A 15,290-nucleotide genomic window follows, 5' to 3' on the forward strand; every position below is an offset into this window, starting at 1 on the left:
TTTCCTCGGTGCTTTCCAGGTTCCCGCTTCCGCGTTTCCCTTTCCGGCGGTTCCGACTTTATCAGAGATTCTGAGTCGGAATTCCCACCCGCTTCGGGGACTGGTTCCCGGCGCGTGAAGCGGCCGGGTGCCCGTTGAGGTGGAGCCGTAAACGTACTGGAGCGGGGCGCCTCGATGCAAATCGAGGCGCCCCGCTCCAGGTTCACACGTACGAGGGCCGACGGATCGTCAGACCTCCACCACCACCGGCAGGATCATCGGCCTGCGGCGATACGTGTCGGAGACCCATTTGCCGAGGGTTCGCCGCACCAGCTGCTGGAGCTGGTGGGGCTCGACCACGCCGTCCTGGGCCGAGCGCTCCAGGACCTCCGTGATCTTCGGGAGCACGTCGGCGAACGCCGAGTCCTCGATGCCCGAGCCGCGAGCCTGGACGTGCGGACCGCCCGTGATCTTTCCGGTCGACGAGTCGACGACCACGAAGACCGAGATGATGCCCTCGTCACCGAGGATCTTGCGGTCCTTCAGAGCCGGCTCGCCCACATCGCCGACGGAGAGGCCGTCGACGTACACATAACCGGCCTGGACCTTGCCGGAGATCTTGGCCTTGCCCTCGACGAGGTCGACGACGACGCCGTCCTCGGCGATGACGATCCGGTCGTGCGGGACGCCGGTCATGGCGCCCAGCTCGGCGTTGGCCCGCAGGTGGCGCCATTCGCCGTGCACCGGCATCAGGTTCTTCGGGCGGCAGATGTTGTAGAAGTACAGCAGCTCGCCCGCGGACGCGTGGCCCGAGACGTGGACCTTGGCGTTGCCCTTGTGGACGACGTTGGCGCCCCATCGGGTCAGGCCGTTGATCACGCGGTAGACCGCGTTCTCGTTGCCGGGGATCAGTGACGACGCCAGGATCACCGTGTCGCCCGAGACGATGCGGATCTGGTGGTCGCGGTTGGCCATGCGGGACAGGGCGGCCATCGGTTCGCCCTGCGAGCCCGTGCAGACCAGGACGACCTCGCTGTCCGGGAGGTCGTCCAGCGTCTTCACGTCGACCACCAGGCCCGGCGGGACCTTCAGGTAGCCGAGGTCCCGGGCGATGCCCATGTTGCGGACCATCGAGCGGCCGACGAAGGCGACCCGGCGGCCGTACTCGTGGGCCGCGTCCAGGATCTGCTGGATGCGGTGGACGTGGCTGGCGAAGCTGGCCACGATGATCCGCTTGCGGGCGCTCGCGAAGACCTGGCGCAGGACGTTGGAGATGTCCCGCTCGTGCGGGGTGAAGCCGGGGACTTCCGCGTTCGTGGAGTCGGAGAGAAGGAGGTCGATGCCCTCCTCGCTCAGGCGGGCGAACGCGTGGAGGTCCGTCAGACGGTTGTCCAGCGGGAGCTGGTCCATCTTGAAGTCGCCCGTGTGGACCACCATGCCCGCGGGGGTACGGATGGCGACCGCCAGGGCGTCGGGGATGGAGTGGTTGACCGCGACGAACTCGCAGTCGAAGGGGCCGATGCGCTCGCGGTTCCCCTCCGCCACCTCCAGGGTGTACGGGCGGATGCGGTGCTCCTGGAGCTTCGCCTCGATGAGCGCGAGCGTCAGCTTGGAGCCGATCAGCGGGATGTCCGGCTTCTCGCGGAGCAGGAAGGGGACGCCGCCGATGTGGTCCTCGTGGCCGTGCGTGAGCACGATGCCCTCGATGTCGTCGAGGCGGTCCCTGATGGACGAGAAGTCCGGCAGGATCAGGTCGATTCCGGGCTGCTCCTCCTCCGGGAAGAGCACTCCGCAGTCGACGATCAGCAGGCGGCCGCCGTACTCGAAGACCGTCATGTTTCGGCCGATCTCACCGAGACCGCCGAGCGGGGTGACGCGCAGGCCGCCTTCGGGCAGCGACGGGGGCGGGCCGAGTTCAGGATGCGGATGACTCAAAAGACTCTCCTCACCACACACGCCACGTACCGGTGGGCACGTGGCGCGCATGACGTTCGTGCGTGTAGCAGTTGTCGTTGTCGGGTGCAGGCACCGGTGGCCTGCTTATTCAGTTGTGAAGTCTGGTTGCGCGCCCGGCGCGCGAAGTCTGGTGTTAGAGCTGTACCCCGCCGGCGGCAAGATCGATCTTGAGCTGCTCGATCTCTTCTGGAGTGAGTTCCACCATGGGGGCGCGCAGCGGTCCGGCGGGCAGGCCCTGGAGGGCGAGCGCGGCCTTCGTCGTCATGACTCCCTGGGTGCGGAACATGCCCGTATAGACGGGGAGCAGCTTCTGGTGGATCTCCGTGGCCTTCTGGACGTCGCCCGACACGAAGGCATCCACGAGGGCGCGCAGGTCCGGGGTGACCACGTGGCCGACGACCGAGACGAAGCCGACCGCGCCCACGGAGAGCAGCGGCAGGTTCAGCATGTCGTCGCCGGAGTACCAGGCGAGGCCGGAGCGGGCGATGGCCCAGCTGGCGCGGCCGAGGTCGCCCTTGGCGTCCTTGTTGGCGACGATGCGCGGGTGCTCGGCGAGCCGGACCAGCGTTTCGGTGTTGATGGGGACGCCGCTGCGGCCGGGGATGTCATAGAGCATGACCGGCAGCTCGGTGGCGTCGGCGATGGCCTTGAAGTGCCGGTACAGGCCCTCCTGCGGGGGCTTGTTGTAGTACGGCGTGACCACCAGGAGGCCGTGGGCGCCGGTCTGTTCGGCGGCCTTGGCCAGTTCGAGGCTGTGGTGGGTGTCGTTGGTGCCGACGCCGGCGACGACGTGGGCCCGGTCGCCGACCGCCTCCAGTACGGCTCGTACGAGGTCCGATTTCTCCGCGTCGCTGGTGGTGGGCGACTCGCCGGTGGTGCCGTTGATGATCAGGCCGTCGTTGCCTGCGTCCACCAGGTGGGATGCGAGCCGCTGCGCGCCGTCGAGGTCGAGTGCGCCGTCCGCCGTGAAGGGCGTGACCATAGCGGTGAGGACCCTCCCGAAGGGGGTCTGCGGAGTGGAGGTCGGAGCCATGGGTAACACGCTACTCGCTGCTCAGGACGTGGTCTGCCCGCAGGGGGCGCGAAAAGTCATGACAAAAGAGGAGCCCGGCACTGCCTGCTCGGGGGTTCAAGCAGTGCCGGGTCCGTTTGATCAGGCTAGATGAACTTCTCTAAATGCCGCAATACGGACACTTCGCGAGGCTGAACCGTACATCTGTGCCCGGTCGGGGAACGCGGGTGCGCTACGGCGCCACGCGGCCGTTCGCATTGAAGGCGGCGTACGTGAGCGGCATGAGCTTGGCCCACTCGGCCTCCATCTTCTCGCCGACCATCTCGATCTCGCGCTGCGGGAAGGACGGGACCTTCGCCAGTTCGTGCTGGGTGCGCAGGCCGAGGAAGTGCATCAGCGAGCGGGCGTTGCACGTGGCGTACATCGAGGAGAACAGGCCGACGGGGAGGACCGCGCGGGCGACCTCGCGGGCGACGCCGGCGGCGAGCATCTCCTGGTAGGCCTCGTACGCCTGCCGGTAGGAGTCCTCCATGGTGCGCGAGACCAGCTCCTGCTGGGCCTCGGTGCCCTCCACGAAGACGTACTTGCCGGGGCGGCCCTCCTGCACGAGCTTGCGGTCGGCGCCGGGGACGTAGAAGACCGGCTGGAGCTCGCGGTAGCGGCCGGACTCCTCGTTGTACGACCAGCCCACGCGGTGCCGCATGAACTCGCGGAAGACGAAGATCGGGGCGCTGATGAAGAAGGTCATCGAGTTGTGCTCGAACGGGCTGCCGTGCCGGTCCCGCATCAGGTAGTTGATGAGGCCCTTGGAGCGCTCGGGGTCCTTCTTCAGCTCGTCCAGGGACTGCTCGCCGGCGGTGGAGACACGAGCGGCCCACAGCACGTCGGAGTCGGCCGCGCTGTGCTTCACCAGCTCGACGGTGATGTCGGTACGGAAGCTGGGTTTGAGGTCGTCGGCGGGGGTGTCGGTCACGGCTCGGAGGGTCCTTCCATCACTTCTCTCGGGCGGCGCCCACTCTACGGGTCGGCACTGACAACGGGGCGTTCGGTACCGGGACGCGACATCCATGGCGAACTTCTGCGAATTCTGGGCATCAGGGCACCTTTTGGGGCACTCGCGCGTCTGTACCTGTGACAGTGATTCGTTCGAGTTCCGAGAGGGGCGCTCCCTGATGTTCCGCCGGCGTGAGCCCGTTCCGTTCGCCTTCATCGCCGAGGCCGACAGGTTCCGCAGCAATGTCACTCCCCCGCCGCGGGAGAAGTCCTCGGTCGGGCAGATAGCCGGGCGCTGGCTCTTGGGCGTCACCATCATCGCGGCGCTGGTGGGTTCCCTGGTGGTAGGGATGCCGGCGCTGACCGTCGATCACTCCTCCACGGACACCCAGCAGTCACAGGCGTCTCAAGGACACTGACTCATCCAGACCCCCTAGGGTGGCTCGCGGGGACACCGGCGGATAGCCTCACCGGGCACAGCCCATGCATGGATTGAGTGAGGACCAGCCGTGCCCCTGCCCTTCCTGACGGCCGACCGCGCCTTCGAGACAGCCGATGACGTCGCGCTGCCCTTCGACGACCGCGACCACTGGCGGCGCCCGTACCGCCCCGGGCCCTGGCGGGTGGGTGCGGCGGCGCTGCTGCTGCTCCTCGCGTCGTATGTGCTGTTCGCCGCGGTCATCATCGCCCTCACCGGCTCGGTGTCCGAGGGCGGTGTGGTCTTCGGGGTGGCGCTGGCCGTCATCGCGGTGTCGTTGCGGCTGTTGCGGATGGGCGTGTGGGTGAGCGCCCACGGTGTGCGCCATGTCGGGTTCTTCGTCACGCGGACCGCGCGTTGGCAGCAGGTCGTCGCCGTGCGGACGGTGCAGCAGCCGGTGCGCTGGCTCGGGTTGCCGCGGACGGTGCAGGGGCAGGCCCTGACCGTCGTACGCAGTGATCGCGCGGCGGAGGACACGGCGCCGCTGCTGACCACGCACAACGCGGACTTCCTCGGGCGGACCGAGGCCTTCGACCGGGCCGCCGACTCGGTGGAGGCATGGGGCGCGGAGTACCAGCGGGGCTGAGTCGTGCACGCAATCGTCGAAGGGGCCGGTCCGCAGCGAGTGCGGGCCGGCCCCTTCGTGGACCTACGGCGCTCAGGCCTGGACGGGTCTTCCGTCGTGCAGGGCGATCGCGCGCTGCATCGCCTTGCGGGCGCGCGGGGTGTCGCGCGCGTCGTGGTAGGCGACGGCCAGGCGGAACCAGCTGCGCCAGTCGTCGGGTTCGGCCTCGGTCTCGGCCTTGCGCCTGGCGAAGACCTCGTCGGCCGAGTCGCGGTCGATACGGCCGCTGGGCAGGCGCCTCAACTCGTCGACGGGCAGGCCGCCTTCGGCGTCGAGTTCGGCGGCGAGCTGGTTGGCCTTGCGGACGAACTGGGTGTTCTTCCACAGGAACCACAGTCCGATCACCGGCAGGATCAGCACCGCCACGCCGAAGGTGACGGTGATGAGGGTGCCGGACTGGATGAGCATGACGCCGCGGCTGCCGACCAGGACGAAGTAGAAGACCAGGACGGCGGCCGTTATGGCGTACGAGAGCTTGGCGCGCATGGTGGTGTCAGCTCAGCCCAGGTCCAGGAAGTTTTCCAGGCCGAAGGTCAGGCCGGGGGTGGTGACCACCTTGCGGGCGCCCAGCAGGATGCCCGGCATGAAGCTGCTGTGGTGGAGCGAGTCGTGGCGGATGGTCAGCGTCTCGCCCTCGCCGCCCAGCAGGACCTCCTGGTGGGCCAGCAGGCCACGGAGGCGGACGGAGTGGACGGGGATGCCGTCCACGTCCGCGCCGCGCGCGCCGTCCAGGGCCGTCTCCGTGGCATCCGGCGCCGGGGCCGTGCCGGCCGCGCGCCGGGCCTCGGCGATGAGCTGGGCCGTGCGCGTGGCGGTGCCCGAGGGTGCGTCGACCTTCTTCGGGTGGTGCAGCTCGACGACCTCCACCGACTCGAAGTAGGGCGCCGCGATCTGCGCGAACTTCATGTTCAGGACGGCCCCGATGGAGAAGTTGGGCGCGATGAGCACGCCCGTCTCCGGAGAGGCGGCCAGCCAGCCGGTCAGTTGCGCGAGGCGCTCGTCGGTCCAGCCCGTCGTACCGACGACGGCGTGGATGCCGTGGCCGACGCAGTATTCCAGGTTGTCCATCACCGAGGCCGGCGTGGTCAGTTCGACGGCGACCTGGGCGCCCGTCCCGGCCAGGGTCTCCAGCTTGTCACCCCGGCCCAGGGCGGCGACCAGCTCCATGTCCTCGGCGGCTTCGACCGCCTTGACCGCCTCGGAGCCGATCCGGCCCTTGGCACCGAGGACCGCCACGCGCAGCTTGCTCATCTTCTCGTTTCCTTAACCAGGGTGGATTAGGCCACGGCCTCGTGCAGACGGGACGCCTGCTTGTCCTTGAGCGGGCCGATGACCGACAGCGAGGGCCGCTGTCCCAGGATGTCGCGGGCGACCGCGCGGACGTCGTCCGGGGTGACCGAGGCTATCCGGGTCAGCATGTCGTCGACGGACATCTGCTCGCCCCAGCACAGCTCGCTCTTGCCGATACGGTTCATCAGCGCGCCGGTGTCCTCCAGGCCGAGGACCGTGGAGCCGCGGAGCTGGCCGATGGCGCGGGCGATCTCGTCGTCGGTCAGACCGTGCTCGGCGACGTGGTCGAGTTCGTCGCGGCAGATCTTCAGCACGTCGTGGACCTGCGAGGGCCGGCAGCCGGCGTAGACGCCGAAGAGGCCGCAGTCGGCGAAGCCCGAGGTGTACGAGTACACGCTGTAGGCCAGGCCGCGCTTCTCGCGGACCTCCTGGAACAGGCGGGAGGACATGCCGCCGCCGAGCGCGGTGTTCAGCACGCCCAGCGCCCAGCGGCGCTCGTCCGTGCGGGCCAGGCCCGGCATGCCGAGGACGACATGGGCCTGCTCGGTCTTGCGGCCGATCAGCTCCACGCGGCCGGCGGTGCGCAGGGCGCGCTTGCCGTCGCGCGGGGCGATGGGGGTCGCGTCGAGGTTCTTGAGGGCGCCCGCCTTCTCGAAGGCCGCGCGCACCTGTCGTACGACCTTGGCGTGGTCGATGTTGCCCGCGGCCGCCACGACCAGGTGGGTCGGGTCGTAGTGCTTCTTGTAGAAGCGGCGGATGCGGTCGGCGGTCAGGGCGTTGACGGTGTCGACCGTGCCGAGGACCGGGCGGCCGAGGGGGTTGTCGCCGAACATGGTGTGCGCGAACAGGTCGTGCACGCAGTCGCCCGGGTCGTCCTCGGTCATGGCGATCTCTTCGAGGATCGCGCCCCGCTCGACGTTGACGTCCTCTTCGAGGATCAGCGAGCCGGTCAGCATGTCGCAGACGACGTCGATGGCGAGCGGCAGGTCGGTGTCGAGCACGCGCGCGTAGTAGCACGTGTACTCCTTCGCCGTGAACGCGTTCATCTCGCCGCCGACCGCGTCGAGCGCCGAGGAGATGTCCAGGGCGCTGCGCCGGGTCGTGCCCTTGAAGAGCAGGTGCTCCAGGTAGTGCGTGGCGCCGTTCAGGGACGGCGTCTCGTCGCGGGAGCCGACGTGGGCCCAGATGCCGAAGGTCGCGGAGCGGACCGAGGGCAGGGTCTCGGTGACGATGCGCAGGCCGCCCGGGAGGGTGGTCTTGCGGACCGTACCGATGCCGTTCTCGCCCTTGATCAGGGTTTGGGTACGGGCGACGGCCCGCGCCTCCGAGGAGGTGCGGGCCGTCGCCGTGGAGCTACTCGACGTCACTTGTCGGTGTCGTCCTTCTTCGCCTCGTCGGAGCCTTCTTCGCCCTCGATCACGGGGATCAGGGAGAGCTTGCCGCGGGAGTCGATCTCGGCGATCTCGACCTGGACCTTCTGGCCCACGCCGACGACGTCCTCGACGTTCTCCACGCGCTTGCCGCCGGCGAGCTTGCGGATCTGCGAGATGTGCAGCAGACCGTCCTTGCCCGGGAGCAGCGACACGAACGCACCGAAGGTGGTCGTCTTCACGACCGTGCCCAGGTAGCGCTCGCCGACCTCCGGCATGGTCGGGTTGGCGATGCCGTTGATCGTGGCGCGGGCGGCCTCGGCGGCCGGGCCGTCGGCGGCACCGATGTAGATGGTGCCATCGTCCTCGATCGTGATCTCGGCGCCGGTGTCCTCCTGGATCTGGTTGATCATCTTGCCCTTGGGGCCGATGACCTCACCGATCTTGTCCACGGGGATCTTGACGGTGATGATCCGCGGGGCGTTCGGGGACATCTCGTCCGGCGTGTCGATCGCTTCCATCATCACGTCGAGGATGTGGAGGCGGGCGTCACGGGCCTGCTTGAGGGCCGCGGCCAGGACGGAGGCCGGGATGCCGTCCAGCTTGGTGTCGAGCTGGAGGGCGGTCACGAACTCCTTGGTGCCGGCGACCTTGAAGTCCATGTCGCCGAAGGCGTCCTCCGCACCGAGGATGTCGGTGAGGGTGACGTAGTGCGTCTCGCCCTCGATCTCCTGGGAGATCAGGCCCATGGCGATACCGGCGACGGGGGCCTTCAGCGGCACACCGGCGTTCAGCAGCGACATGGTGGAGGCGCAGACGGAGCCCATGGACGTCGAGCCGTTGGAGCCGAGGGCCTCGGACACCTGACGGATCGCGTAGGGGAACTCCTCGCGCGTCGGCAGGACCGGGACCAGGGCGCGCTCGGCGAGGGCGCCGTGGCCGATCTCACGGCGCTTCGGGGAGCCGACGCGGCCGGTCTCGCCGGTGGAGTACGGCGGGAAGTTGTAGTTGTGCATGTAGCGCTTGCGGGTCACCGGGGAGAGGGTGTCCAGCTGCTGCTCCATGCGGAGCATGTTGAGGGTGGTGACGCCCAGGATCTGGGTCTCGCCACGCTCGAACAGCGCCGAGCCGTGCACGCGCGGGATGGCCTCGACCTCGGCGGCGAGCGTACGGATGTCCGTCACGCCACGGCCGTCGATGCGCTTCTTCTCCTTGATCACGCGCTCGCGGACGAGCTGCTTGGTCAGGGAGCGGTACGCGGCGGAGATCTCCTTCTCGCGGCCCTCGAACTCCGGCAGGAGCTTCTCGGCGGCGAGCGCCTTGACGCGGTCCAGCTCGGCCTCGCGCTCCTGCTTGCCGGCGATGGTCAGCGCCTGGGCGAGCTCGGGGCGGACGGCGGCGGAGAGCGCCTCCAGGACGTCGTCCTGGTAGTCCAGGAAGATCGGGAACTCGCCGGTCGGCTTGGCGGCCTTGGAGGCGAGGTCGGCCTGGGCCTTGCAGAGGACCTTGATGAAGGGCTTCGCGGCGTCCAGACCGGCCGCGACGACCTCCTCGGTCGGGGCCTCGGCGCCGCCCTTGACCAGCTGGATGGTCTTCTCGGTGGCCTCGGCCTCGACCATCATGATCGCGACGTCGCCGTCCTCCAGGACGCGACCGGCGACGACCATGTCGAAGACGGCGTCCTCGAGCTCGGAGTGCGTCGGGAAGGCCACCCACTGGTTGTTGATCAGCGCGACGCGGACGCCGCCGATCGGGCCCGAGAAGGGCAGGCCGGCCAGCTGCGTGGACGCGGAGGCGGCGTTGATCGCCACGACGTCGTACAGGTGGTCGGGGTTGAGCGCCATGATCGTGGCGACGACCTGGATCTCGTTGCGCAGGCCCTTCTTGAAGGACGGGCGCAGCGGGCGGTCGATGAGGCGGCAGGTGAGGATCGCGTCCTCGGAGGGCCGGCCCTCACGGCGGAAGAAGGAACCCGGGATCTTGCCGGCGGCGTACATCCGCTCCTCGACGTCCACCGTGAGGGGGAAGAAGTCGAGCTGGTCCTTGGGGTTCTTGGAGGCGGTGGTGGCCGACAGCACCATGGTGTCGTCGTCCAGGTAGGCCACGGCGGAGCCGGCGGCCTGGCGGGCCAGGCGGCCCGTCTCGAAACGGATCGTGCGGGTGCCGAAGGAGCCGTTGTCGATGACGGCCTCGGCGTAGTGGGTCTCGTTCTCCACTAGCGTTTTCTCCTCGTCTTCGTCCCGTGGGCTGCCCGTGTGGCAGAGGGACGGTTGCGGAGAAGCGCTCCGTTCAGTGCGGGCCGGTCTTCGATCGAAGCACCCGGGCTCACTTCCCCCGGGGGCCACTACCGAGGACCGGCGGCGGCGAGGTGCGCTTCTCCTCGTTCGTCTTGTTCTTCTTGCGATGCGCCCTACCCCTACGGGTACGGCACATCACTCTGTGTCGTACGTATTGCGTTGTGCTACCACACTACAAAGAGGCAGTGACACTCCGCACGTACAGCAAAGGGAGCGGCCCCCGAACAAGTGGGAACCGCTCCCTCCACGGCGTCTTACTTGGCGCCCGCCGCACCACGGCGGATGCCGAGGCGGTCGACCAGCGCACGGAAGCGCTGGATGTCCTTCTTCGCCAGGTACTGGAGAAGGCGGCGACGCTGACCCACCAGGATCAGCAGACCACGACGGGAGTGGTGGTCGTGCTTGTGGGTCTTGAGGTGCTCGGTCAGGTCGGAGATCCGGCGCGAAAGCATGGCGACCTGGACCTCGGGGGAGCCGGTGTCGCCCTCCTTCTGACCGAACTCGGCGATGATCTGCTTCTTCACTGCGGCGTCGAGCGGCACTCGAAACTCCTCGTAGTCCGAAAATGGCCACCGAGTGCCCCCGGTCTGTGTCTCGGGGGAGCTTCCGTTACTCGGGAGGCGGGGATCCGCTGGGCGCGGCCTCCAGGGTCCTTCGAGGGACTCCGGGGGTGCGTACACAAACGGCCGTCACTCAGGGTACCAGGCACAGGTGGGCGCCTTCTCCCGGGTTCCCCGAACCACCCGGAAGGGGTCCCGAACCCATCGGACCTGGGAGGCGGGGCCACTAGGGTGACGGCAGATCGTACGACGTCGGGAAGGGGTCGCTGGGCATGGCGGAGACGGCAGAGGAGATCAAGGCGCGCAAGGAGCGGGAGCGGGACGAGCTCTACGCGCTCGACATCTCGGGCGTCGAGTGGCACTGCGCGCCGGGCACGGAGGAGCACGAGGAGCGGGTCGAGATCGCGTACCTGCCCGAGGGCGCCGTGGCCATGCGGTCCTCGCTCGACCCGGACACCGTGCTGCGGTACACGGAGGCGGAGTGGACGGCCTTCGTGCTGGGGGCACGGGACGGGGAGTTCGATCTGGAGCCGGGTCCGGAGGAGTCCGCGAAGTAGCGGACGCGCGGAGCGGACGCACTGGAGCGGACACGCAAGGGCGGACACGCAGGAGCGGACACGCAGGAGCGGACACGCAAGGGCGGACACGCAGGAGCGGACACGCAAGGGCGGACACGCAGGAGCGGACACGTAAGGGCGGACACGCAGGAGCATATGAGGGGCGGCACGCGCGTGTGCCGCCCCTTCGTGATGTCTCAGTGCTTCAGCCCGGCGCTCCCGAACGCCACAGCCATCAGGACCGGGTCGGCCGGGGACTTGTCGTCGCGGACCAGCTCGCGCTTGCCGAAGAAGACCCGGCCCTGCTGGAAGACGATGTCCGACTGGTCCGGGTCACTGAAGTCGGCGTCCTCCTCCTCCGGGAGGGTGAAGAGGAGCAGCGGTGTCTCGGTGTCCGTGCGCGGGTTCCAGCGCACCACGGCCGCCGGGGCGACGGTGCCCGCGCCGCGGCGGTAGATCAGCAGGTCGTCGCCGCTCATGCGCAGCGGGTAGACCTTCTGCAGCTCGCGGCCGTCGAACTTCCCCGCCGTCTTGCCGGTGGCGAGGTCGAACGCCACGATCCAGTCGGACGGCACACCGGTCTCGAAGGACTCCTTGCTCAGGAGGTAGGCCTGGTCGCGTCCGACGACGATGCCGTCGCAGTTCTCGTACACGCCGAAGTACGGGGACCCGAAGTACCGGTCGCCGCACTTCGGGTCGTAGCCGTCCAGGGAGATGGTGGTGCGGTACTTGCCGTTCCCGTCGAGCGTGATGACGTCGGTGGGGAGGCTGTCCCCGGCGGCGACGGCGAGCACCGGCGGATCGGACGAGGGCAGGTAGACGTTCTGGACCCCGTCGGAGACCTTGTACGTCCACTGCGGCTTGCCCGTGCGGGGGTCGACCTTCTGCACCTGGTACCTGACGTCGGGCAGCGAACCGCAGCCGCGCAGGGCCAGCAGGGCCCGGCCGCCGGCGAAGGCCTTGTCCTGGCACTCGTCGCCGAGGGCGCTGCTCCAGAGCTTCTCGCCGCTCTTCATGTCGTACGCCACCGAGCCCTGGCCCCAGGCCACGGCGACGACGCCCTTCGTCAGGGTGAGGTTGGTGTTGGTGACGAAGGCGGAGTTCGCGGCCGGCATCTGCTTCTGCCACAGCTTCTTGCCGGTGTTCAGGTCGAAGAACACCACCTGGTCGCAGACGCCGGACTTCTCCGAGCCCTCCGGCTGCGGGGGCTGGATGACGACGGCGGTACGGCCGTCCGCGGTGACGTGGCGGCTGGTGGCGCAGAGGTGGCCGTCGAGTTTGAGGGTCCAGGCCTTCTCCTCGGCGTCGAGGGCGATGTGGTAGCCCTCCAGGCGGTTGGCGACGCCCTTGACCATGACCTTGTCGGTGGCCCAGGTGCCGGGGGCGTAGCGGGGGCTGGCGTCGGTCACCTTGGCGAGGTTCTCCTCGCCGTGCTCCAGCATCAGCTGCCCCTCGGGCGAGGCGGGGACCTTCTCGGTCGTCTCCCTGACGTCGTCGGGGCTCTGCACCACGGTCCCCTTGGCATCGGCCGGGGCACTGTCGTCGCCGGACGCGAGGAACCAGCCGCCTCCGGCCAGCACGAGGAGGGCCACGACGACGGCCGCGGCGCCCAGCAGTTTGGTACGGCGGCGCTTGCGGGCGGTGTCGGCCGCGAGTGCGGATTGGGTGTAGATGGAGGGAGGCGGGCCGAAGCTCACGCGGAAGCGCCCTTTCTGTTTCTGGCCTGTTTCTGACCTGATCGCGTTCGGATCGGCCCCACTATGCCCGCCGAACGGTCGCGGGCCGGGAGCGGGGTGGTTCTCCGCCGCCTCCAACGGCCGTGCGGGGCAAGGCGCTTCGGAGGCACGCGCCGCAGGCCGCCCTCACCTTCCGTTTGTGTTCGGGGCATTCACGGACATCGCCCCGTTTCCTCACTGATGCGAAAGCTGTGTACGCCACTTCTGGGCAGGTTGTGACGCAGCGGACCCCCGCTCAGGGGTGGACGGGCCTGCCGGGGTGGGGCTTGTGGTGATTAGGCTGGTACCGGGCGCGTCGCCAGAACCCGTGGACCGGGCGTCGGCGTCCCAGGGGGAGAGCCGGTGGATCGGACGACCTCGAACGACTTCGGACGACTAGAAGACGACAAGAACAGGTCGCCCCTAGCACGGCATGAGGGTGCTCGACCACACCAGGAGGAACTGTGAGCAGCGATCGGGACGGGATCCGCGGGGGCTGGGCCACACCCGGCGATGACCAGCCCGACGCGGAATCCGCCAGCGAGATGACGGGCGAGTTCACCATCGACTACGCGCCGCCCGCCTGGTATACGCAGAACGCGTCGGGCGGGGCGGGCGACGGAGCGAGCGGTGCGGCCGGTTCGGCGGGGGTGGGTGGTTCGTCGGGTTCCGGTATGGCAAGTTCCGGTATGGCGGGTTCCGGTACGACGGGTTCCGGTACGGCGGGTTCCGGTGCGGCGGGGTCGTCTGCCTCCGGAGGGCCCGTCGGCGCTCCCTCCGCCACGGACTGGTCCGCTTCGTCGTTGCCGGGACTGACTCCTCCGGCTCATTCGCGTCCCCAGGGCGCCTCTTCCGGGCCGGCTTCCGTGCCGTCGCCGGCGCCCGGCGCTCCGTTCACTCCGCCCGCGCCCGCACCGGGGGCCCCTTTCACGCCGCCCGCGCCACCCTCCTCCGGTCCTGGAGCTCCTATTACGCCGCCGGCACCGCCGTCCGCCGGACCGGGTGCCCCCTTCACTCCTCCCACGCCGCCGTCGTCCGGGCCGGCAGCGCCTTTCCAGCCGCCTGTGCCGCCGAACGGCGGGCCGGGGGCGGTGCCCAGGCTTCCGGTGGGGAGCGGGTTCGAGCCGCAGTCGGCCCAGGTCTCCTCGTCTTCGGAAGCGGCCCCGTCTTCGGAGGTCTCACCGTCTTCGGAGGTGGCCACGCCGCCGCAGGCTTCGCCGCCCCAGGCTTCGCCGGCGCAGGCTTCGTCCGCACAGGCCGAGGCTCCTGCCGCGGACCCGGCCTCCCCTGCGGCCGTGCCGAACATTCCGGGGTTGCAGGCTCCTTGGGGCGCCCAGGCGCCGGCACCCGCGTCGTCCCCGGCGAGTTTCACGCTGCCCGCGCCCGAGCCTGCGCCTGCGCCTGCGCCTGAGGTGGCGTCCCCTGAGGCTGCCTCGGCGTCCGTCGAGGAGCCCGAGGAGTCCGGGAACGGTGACCTGGAGAGCGGCGCCACCATGCGGTTCTCCTCCGTCGCCCTGAAGCGCGAGATCGCGGAGCGTGCCGCTGCCGTCGAGGCCAAGCTGACGTCGGCCGACGGCGAGGATGCCGACGCTTCCGAGGCCGACGCGGATGCCGAAGAGGTCGGTACGGCTGATGAGGCCGACGTCGACGAGGACAACGACACGGGCCTCGACGCGGACTCCTTCGGCGATGTTCCGCTGCCCGACGACGCTACCGACGACTCCGCCGACGCTGCGAGTGAGAGCGGGGGCGACGGCGAAGAGACCTCGGCAGTCGAGCCGGAGACGGCCGAGACGGAAGAGACCGTCACCGACGAGGAAGACGAGGAAGACGGAGAGCGAGAGGAAGAGGAGGGGCAAGAGGCTGAAGCGGAGGCAGAAGTAGAGGCAACGGAGGCGGAGGACGCCGCCGACACCGACGCCGGCACTGACCTGGCGGACGTGGAACCCGCCGACGCGGAGCCTGTCGACGCGGAGCCCGTGGACGCCGTACCCGCTGAGCAGAAGCCCTCGGACGCGGACCCCGTCACCTCCCCCGCCCCGGACCCCGCCCCCACCGATTCCGACGCCGCGCCCGAGGACAGCGCGCCGCAGGATGCCGTCCCGCAAGACGCTGCCCCCGCCTGGACTCCCCCGCCCGCGCCGCAGCCCGGCATGCCGCCGCTGCCGCCGTCGTATCAGCCCGCCGCACCGGCGCCCGCAGCGCAGTGGCCCGCACAGCCCCAGCCCCAGCCCCAGCCCCAGCAGCCTGCCCCCTCGGCGCCCGTGCAGCCGCAGCCCGTGGTCGCACAGGGTCAGCCGACCGTGCCGCCGCAGCAGCCGCCGTTCCAGCCGCAGGCTCCGCAGCCCGCGCCCGCCGCCTGGAACCCGCCGGCCACCCAGCAGCCCGCCGGCCAGGCCCCGGCAGCCCCGGGTCCGCAGGGCGGCTACGGCTTCCCGCAGCCCGGCGCCCCGACCCC

Annotated in this window: 13 protein-coding genes and 2 pseudogenes; 5 read left to right on the plus strand and 10 right to left on the minus strand. The window is 69.6% G+C overall.

Features of this window, described 5'->3' with window-relative positions:
- Positions 1-228: 228 nt before the first annotated feature.
- The 3 genes from DI272_RS13620 to thyX form a co-directional block, all read right to left on the minus strand.
- Positions 229-1,914, minus strand: a complete 1,686-nt coding sequence (locus DI272_RS13620; protein ID WP_109495637.1) for a ribonuclease J — start codon at positions 1,912-1,914, stop codon at positions 229-231.
- Positions 1,915-2,068: 154 nt separating this feature from the next.
- On the minus strand, positions 2,069-2,968 hold the full coding sequence (gene dapA / locus DI272_RS13625; RefSeq protein ID WP_109495638.1) for a 4-hydroxy-tetrahydrodipicolinate synthase: 900 nt from the start codon (positions 2,966-2,968) through the stop codon (positions 2,069-2,071).
- Between the two features lie 211 nt (positions 2,969-3,179).
- On the minus strand, positions 3,180-3,920 hold the full coding sequence (thyX, locus tag DI272_RS13630) for an FAD-dependent thymidylate synthase (protein ID WP_109495639.1): 741 nt from the start codon (positions 3,918-3,920) through the stop codon (positions 3,180-3,182).
- A gap of 199 nt (positions 3,921-4,119) precedes the next feature.
- Between thyX and DI272_RS13635 the strand changes: the two genes are divergently transcribed.
- Together DI272_RS13635 and DI272_RS13640 are read left to right on the plus strand one after the other, a co-directional pair.
- Positions 4,120-4,359, plus strand: a complete 240-nt coding sequence (locus DI272_RS13635) for a hypothetical protein (protein WP_181387180.1) — start codon at positions 4,120-4,122, stop codon at positions 4,357-4,359.
- A gap of 90 nt (positions 4,360-4,449) precedes the next feature.
- The gene (locus tag DI272_RS13640) at positions 4,450-5,004 is read left to right on the plus strand and encodes a hypothetical protein (RefSeq protein ID WP_109495640.1); all 555 of its coding nucleotides are present in this window, start codon (positions 4,450-4,452) and stop codon (positions 5,002-5,004) included.
- Positions 5,005-5,076: 72 nt separating this feature from the next.
- On the opposite strand, the gene DI272_RS13645 is transcribed toward DI272_RS13640, so the two are convergent.
- The 5 genes from DI272_RS13645 to rpsO form a co-directional block, all read right to left on the minus strand.
- The gene (locus DI272_RS13645; RefSeq protein ID WP_109495641.1) at positions 5,077-5,529 is read right to left on the minus strand and encodes a hypothetical protein; all 453 of its coding nucleotides are present in this window, start codon (positions 5,527-5,529) and stop codon (positions 5,077-5,079) included.
- Positions 5,530-5,541: 12 nt separating this feature from the next.
- Positions 5,542-6,294 carry a 4-hydroxy-tetrahydrodipicolinate reductase gene (gene dapB / locus DI272_RS13650; protein WP_109495642.1) on the minus strand — a complete coding sequence of 251 codons (753 nt, stop codon included), beginning with the start codon at positions 6,292-6,294 and terminating at the stop codon, positions 5,542-5,544.
- A 26-nt stretch (positions 6,295-6,320) separates the two neighbouring features.
- Complete coding sequence (locus DI272_RS13655; protein ID WP_109495643.1) at positions 6,321-7,700, minus strand: pitrilysin family protein; 1,380 nt, start codon at positions 7,698-7,700, stop codon at positions 6,321-6,323.
- On the minus strand, positions 7,697-9,919 hold the full coding sequence (locus DI272_RS13660; RefSeq protein WP_109495644.1) for a polyribonucleotide nucleotidyltransferase: 2,223 nt from the start codon (positions 9,917-9,919) through the stop codon (positions 7,697-7,699). Before DI272_RS13660 ends, DI272_RS13655 begins: the two co-directional genes overlap by 4 nt.
- 335 nt (positions 9,920-10,254) lie before the next feature.
- Positions 10,255-10,542, minus strand: coding sequence for a 30S ribosomal protein S15 (gene rpsO / locus DI272_RS13665; protein WP_059197935.1), 288 nt, complete (start codon positions 10,540-10,542; stop codon positions 10,255-10,257).
- 290 nt (positions 10,543-10,832) lie between these two features.
- On the opposite strand from rpsO, the gene DI272_RS13670 reads away from it, so the two are divergent.
- Positions 10,833-11,117: a DUF397 domain-containing protein gene (locus DI272_RS13670; RefSeq protein ID WP_109495645.1), complete on the plus strand. Its 285-nt coding sequence runs from the start codon at positions 10,833-10,835 to the stop codon at positions 11,115-11,117.
- Between the two features lie 197 nt (positions 11,118-11,314).
- Here the strand turns inward: DI272_RS13670 and DI272_RS13675 are convergent, their stop codons facing one another.
- Positions 11,315-12,814 (minus strand): PQQ-binding-like beta-propeller repeat protein, encoded by a 1,500-nt coding sequence (locus DI272_RS13675; RefSeq protein WP_109495646.1) that lies wholly within the window; start codon positions 12,812-12,814, stop codon positions 11,315-11,317.
- 482 nt (positions 12,815-13,296) lie between these two features.
- Here DI272_RS13675 and DI272_RS46210 point away from each other — a divergent pair.
- Positions 13,297-13,425 (plus strand): annotated as a pseudogene (locus DI272_RS46210) (SCO5717 family growth-regulating ATPase); the annotation flags it as partial.
- 233 nt (positions 13,426-13,658) lie between these two features.
- Here DI272_RS46210 and DI272_RS46215 read toward each other — a convergent pair.
- Positions 13,659-14,138 carry a hypothetical protein gene (locus DI272_RS46215; RefSeq protein ID WP_375138127.1) on the minus strand — a complete coding sequence of 160 codons (480 nt, stop codon included), beginning with the start codon at positions 14,136-14,138 and terminating at the stop codon, positions 13,659-13,661.
- Positions 14,139-14,325: 187 nt separating this feature from the next.
- Here DI272_RS46215 and DI272_RS46220 point away from each other — a divergent pair.
- A pseudogene (locus DI272_RS46220) lies at positions 14,326-15,290 on the plus strand (topoisomerase II); the annotation flags it as partial.

The organism is Streptomyces sp. Act143 (assembly GCF_003143935.1).
Taxonomy (GTDB): domain Bacteria; phylum Actinomycetota; class Actinomycetes; order Streptomycetales; family Streptomycetaceae; genus Streptomyces.

What these genes read in the sequence shown, in the direction of transcription:
- dapA (WP_109495638.1), bottom strand. Translation starts at nt 2,968, where the DNA reads ATGGCTCCGACCTCCACTCCGCAGACCCCCTTCGGGAGGGTCCTCACC.
- DI272_RS13645 (WP_109495641.1), bottom strand. Translation starts at nt 5,529, where the DNA reads ATGCGCGCCAAGCTCTCGTACGCCATAACGGCCGCCGTCCTGGTCTTC.
- DI272_RS46215 (WP_375138127.1), bottom strand. Translation starts at nt 14,138, where the DNA reads ATGTTCGGCACGGCCGCAGGGGAGGCCGGGTCCGCGGCAGGAGCCTCG.
- DI272_RS13635 (WP_181387180.1), top strand. Translation starts at nt 4,120, where the DNA reads ATGTTCCGCCGGCGTGAGCCCGTTCCGTTCGCCTTCATCGCCGAGGCC.
- dapB (WP_109495642.1), bottom strand. Translation starts at nt 6,294, where the DNA reads ATGAGCAAGCTGCGCGTGGCGGTCCTCGGTGCCAAGGGCCGGATCGGC.
- DI272_RS13670 (WP_109495645.1), top strand. Translation starts at nt 10,833, where the DNA reads ATGGCGGAGACGGCAGAGGAGATCAAGGCGCGCAAGGAGCGGGAGCGG.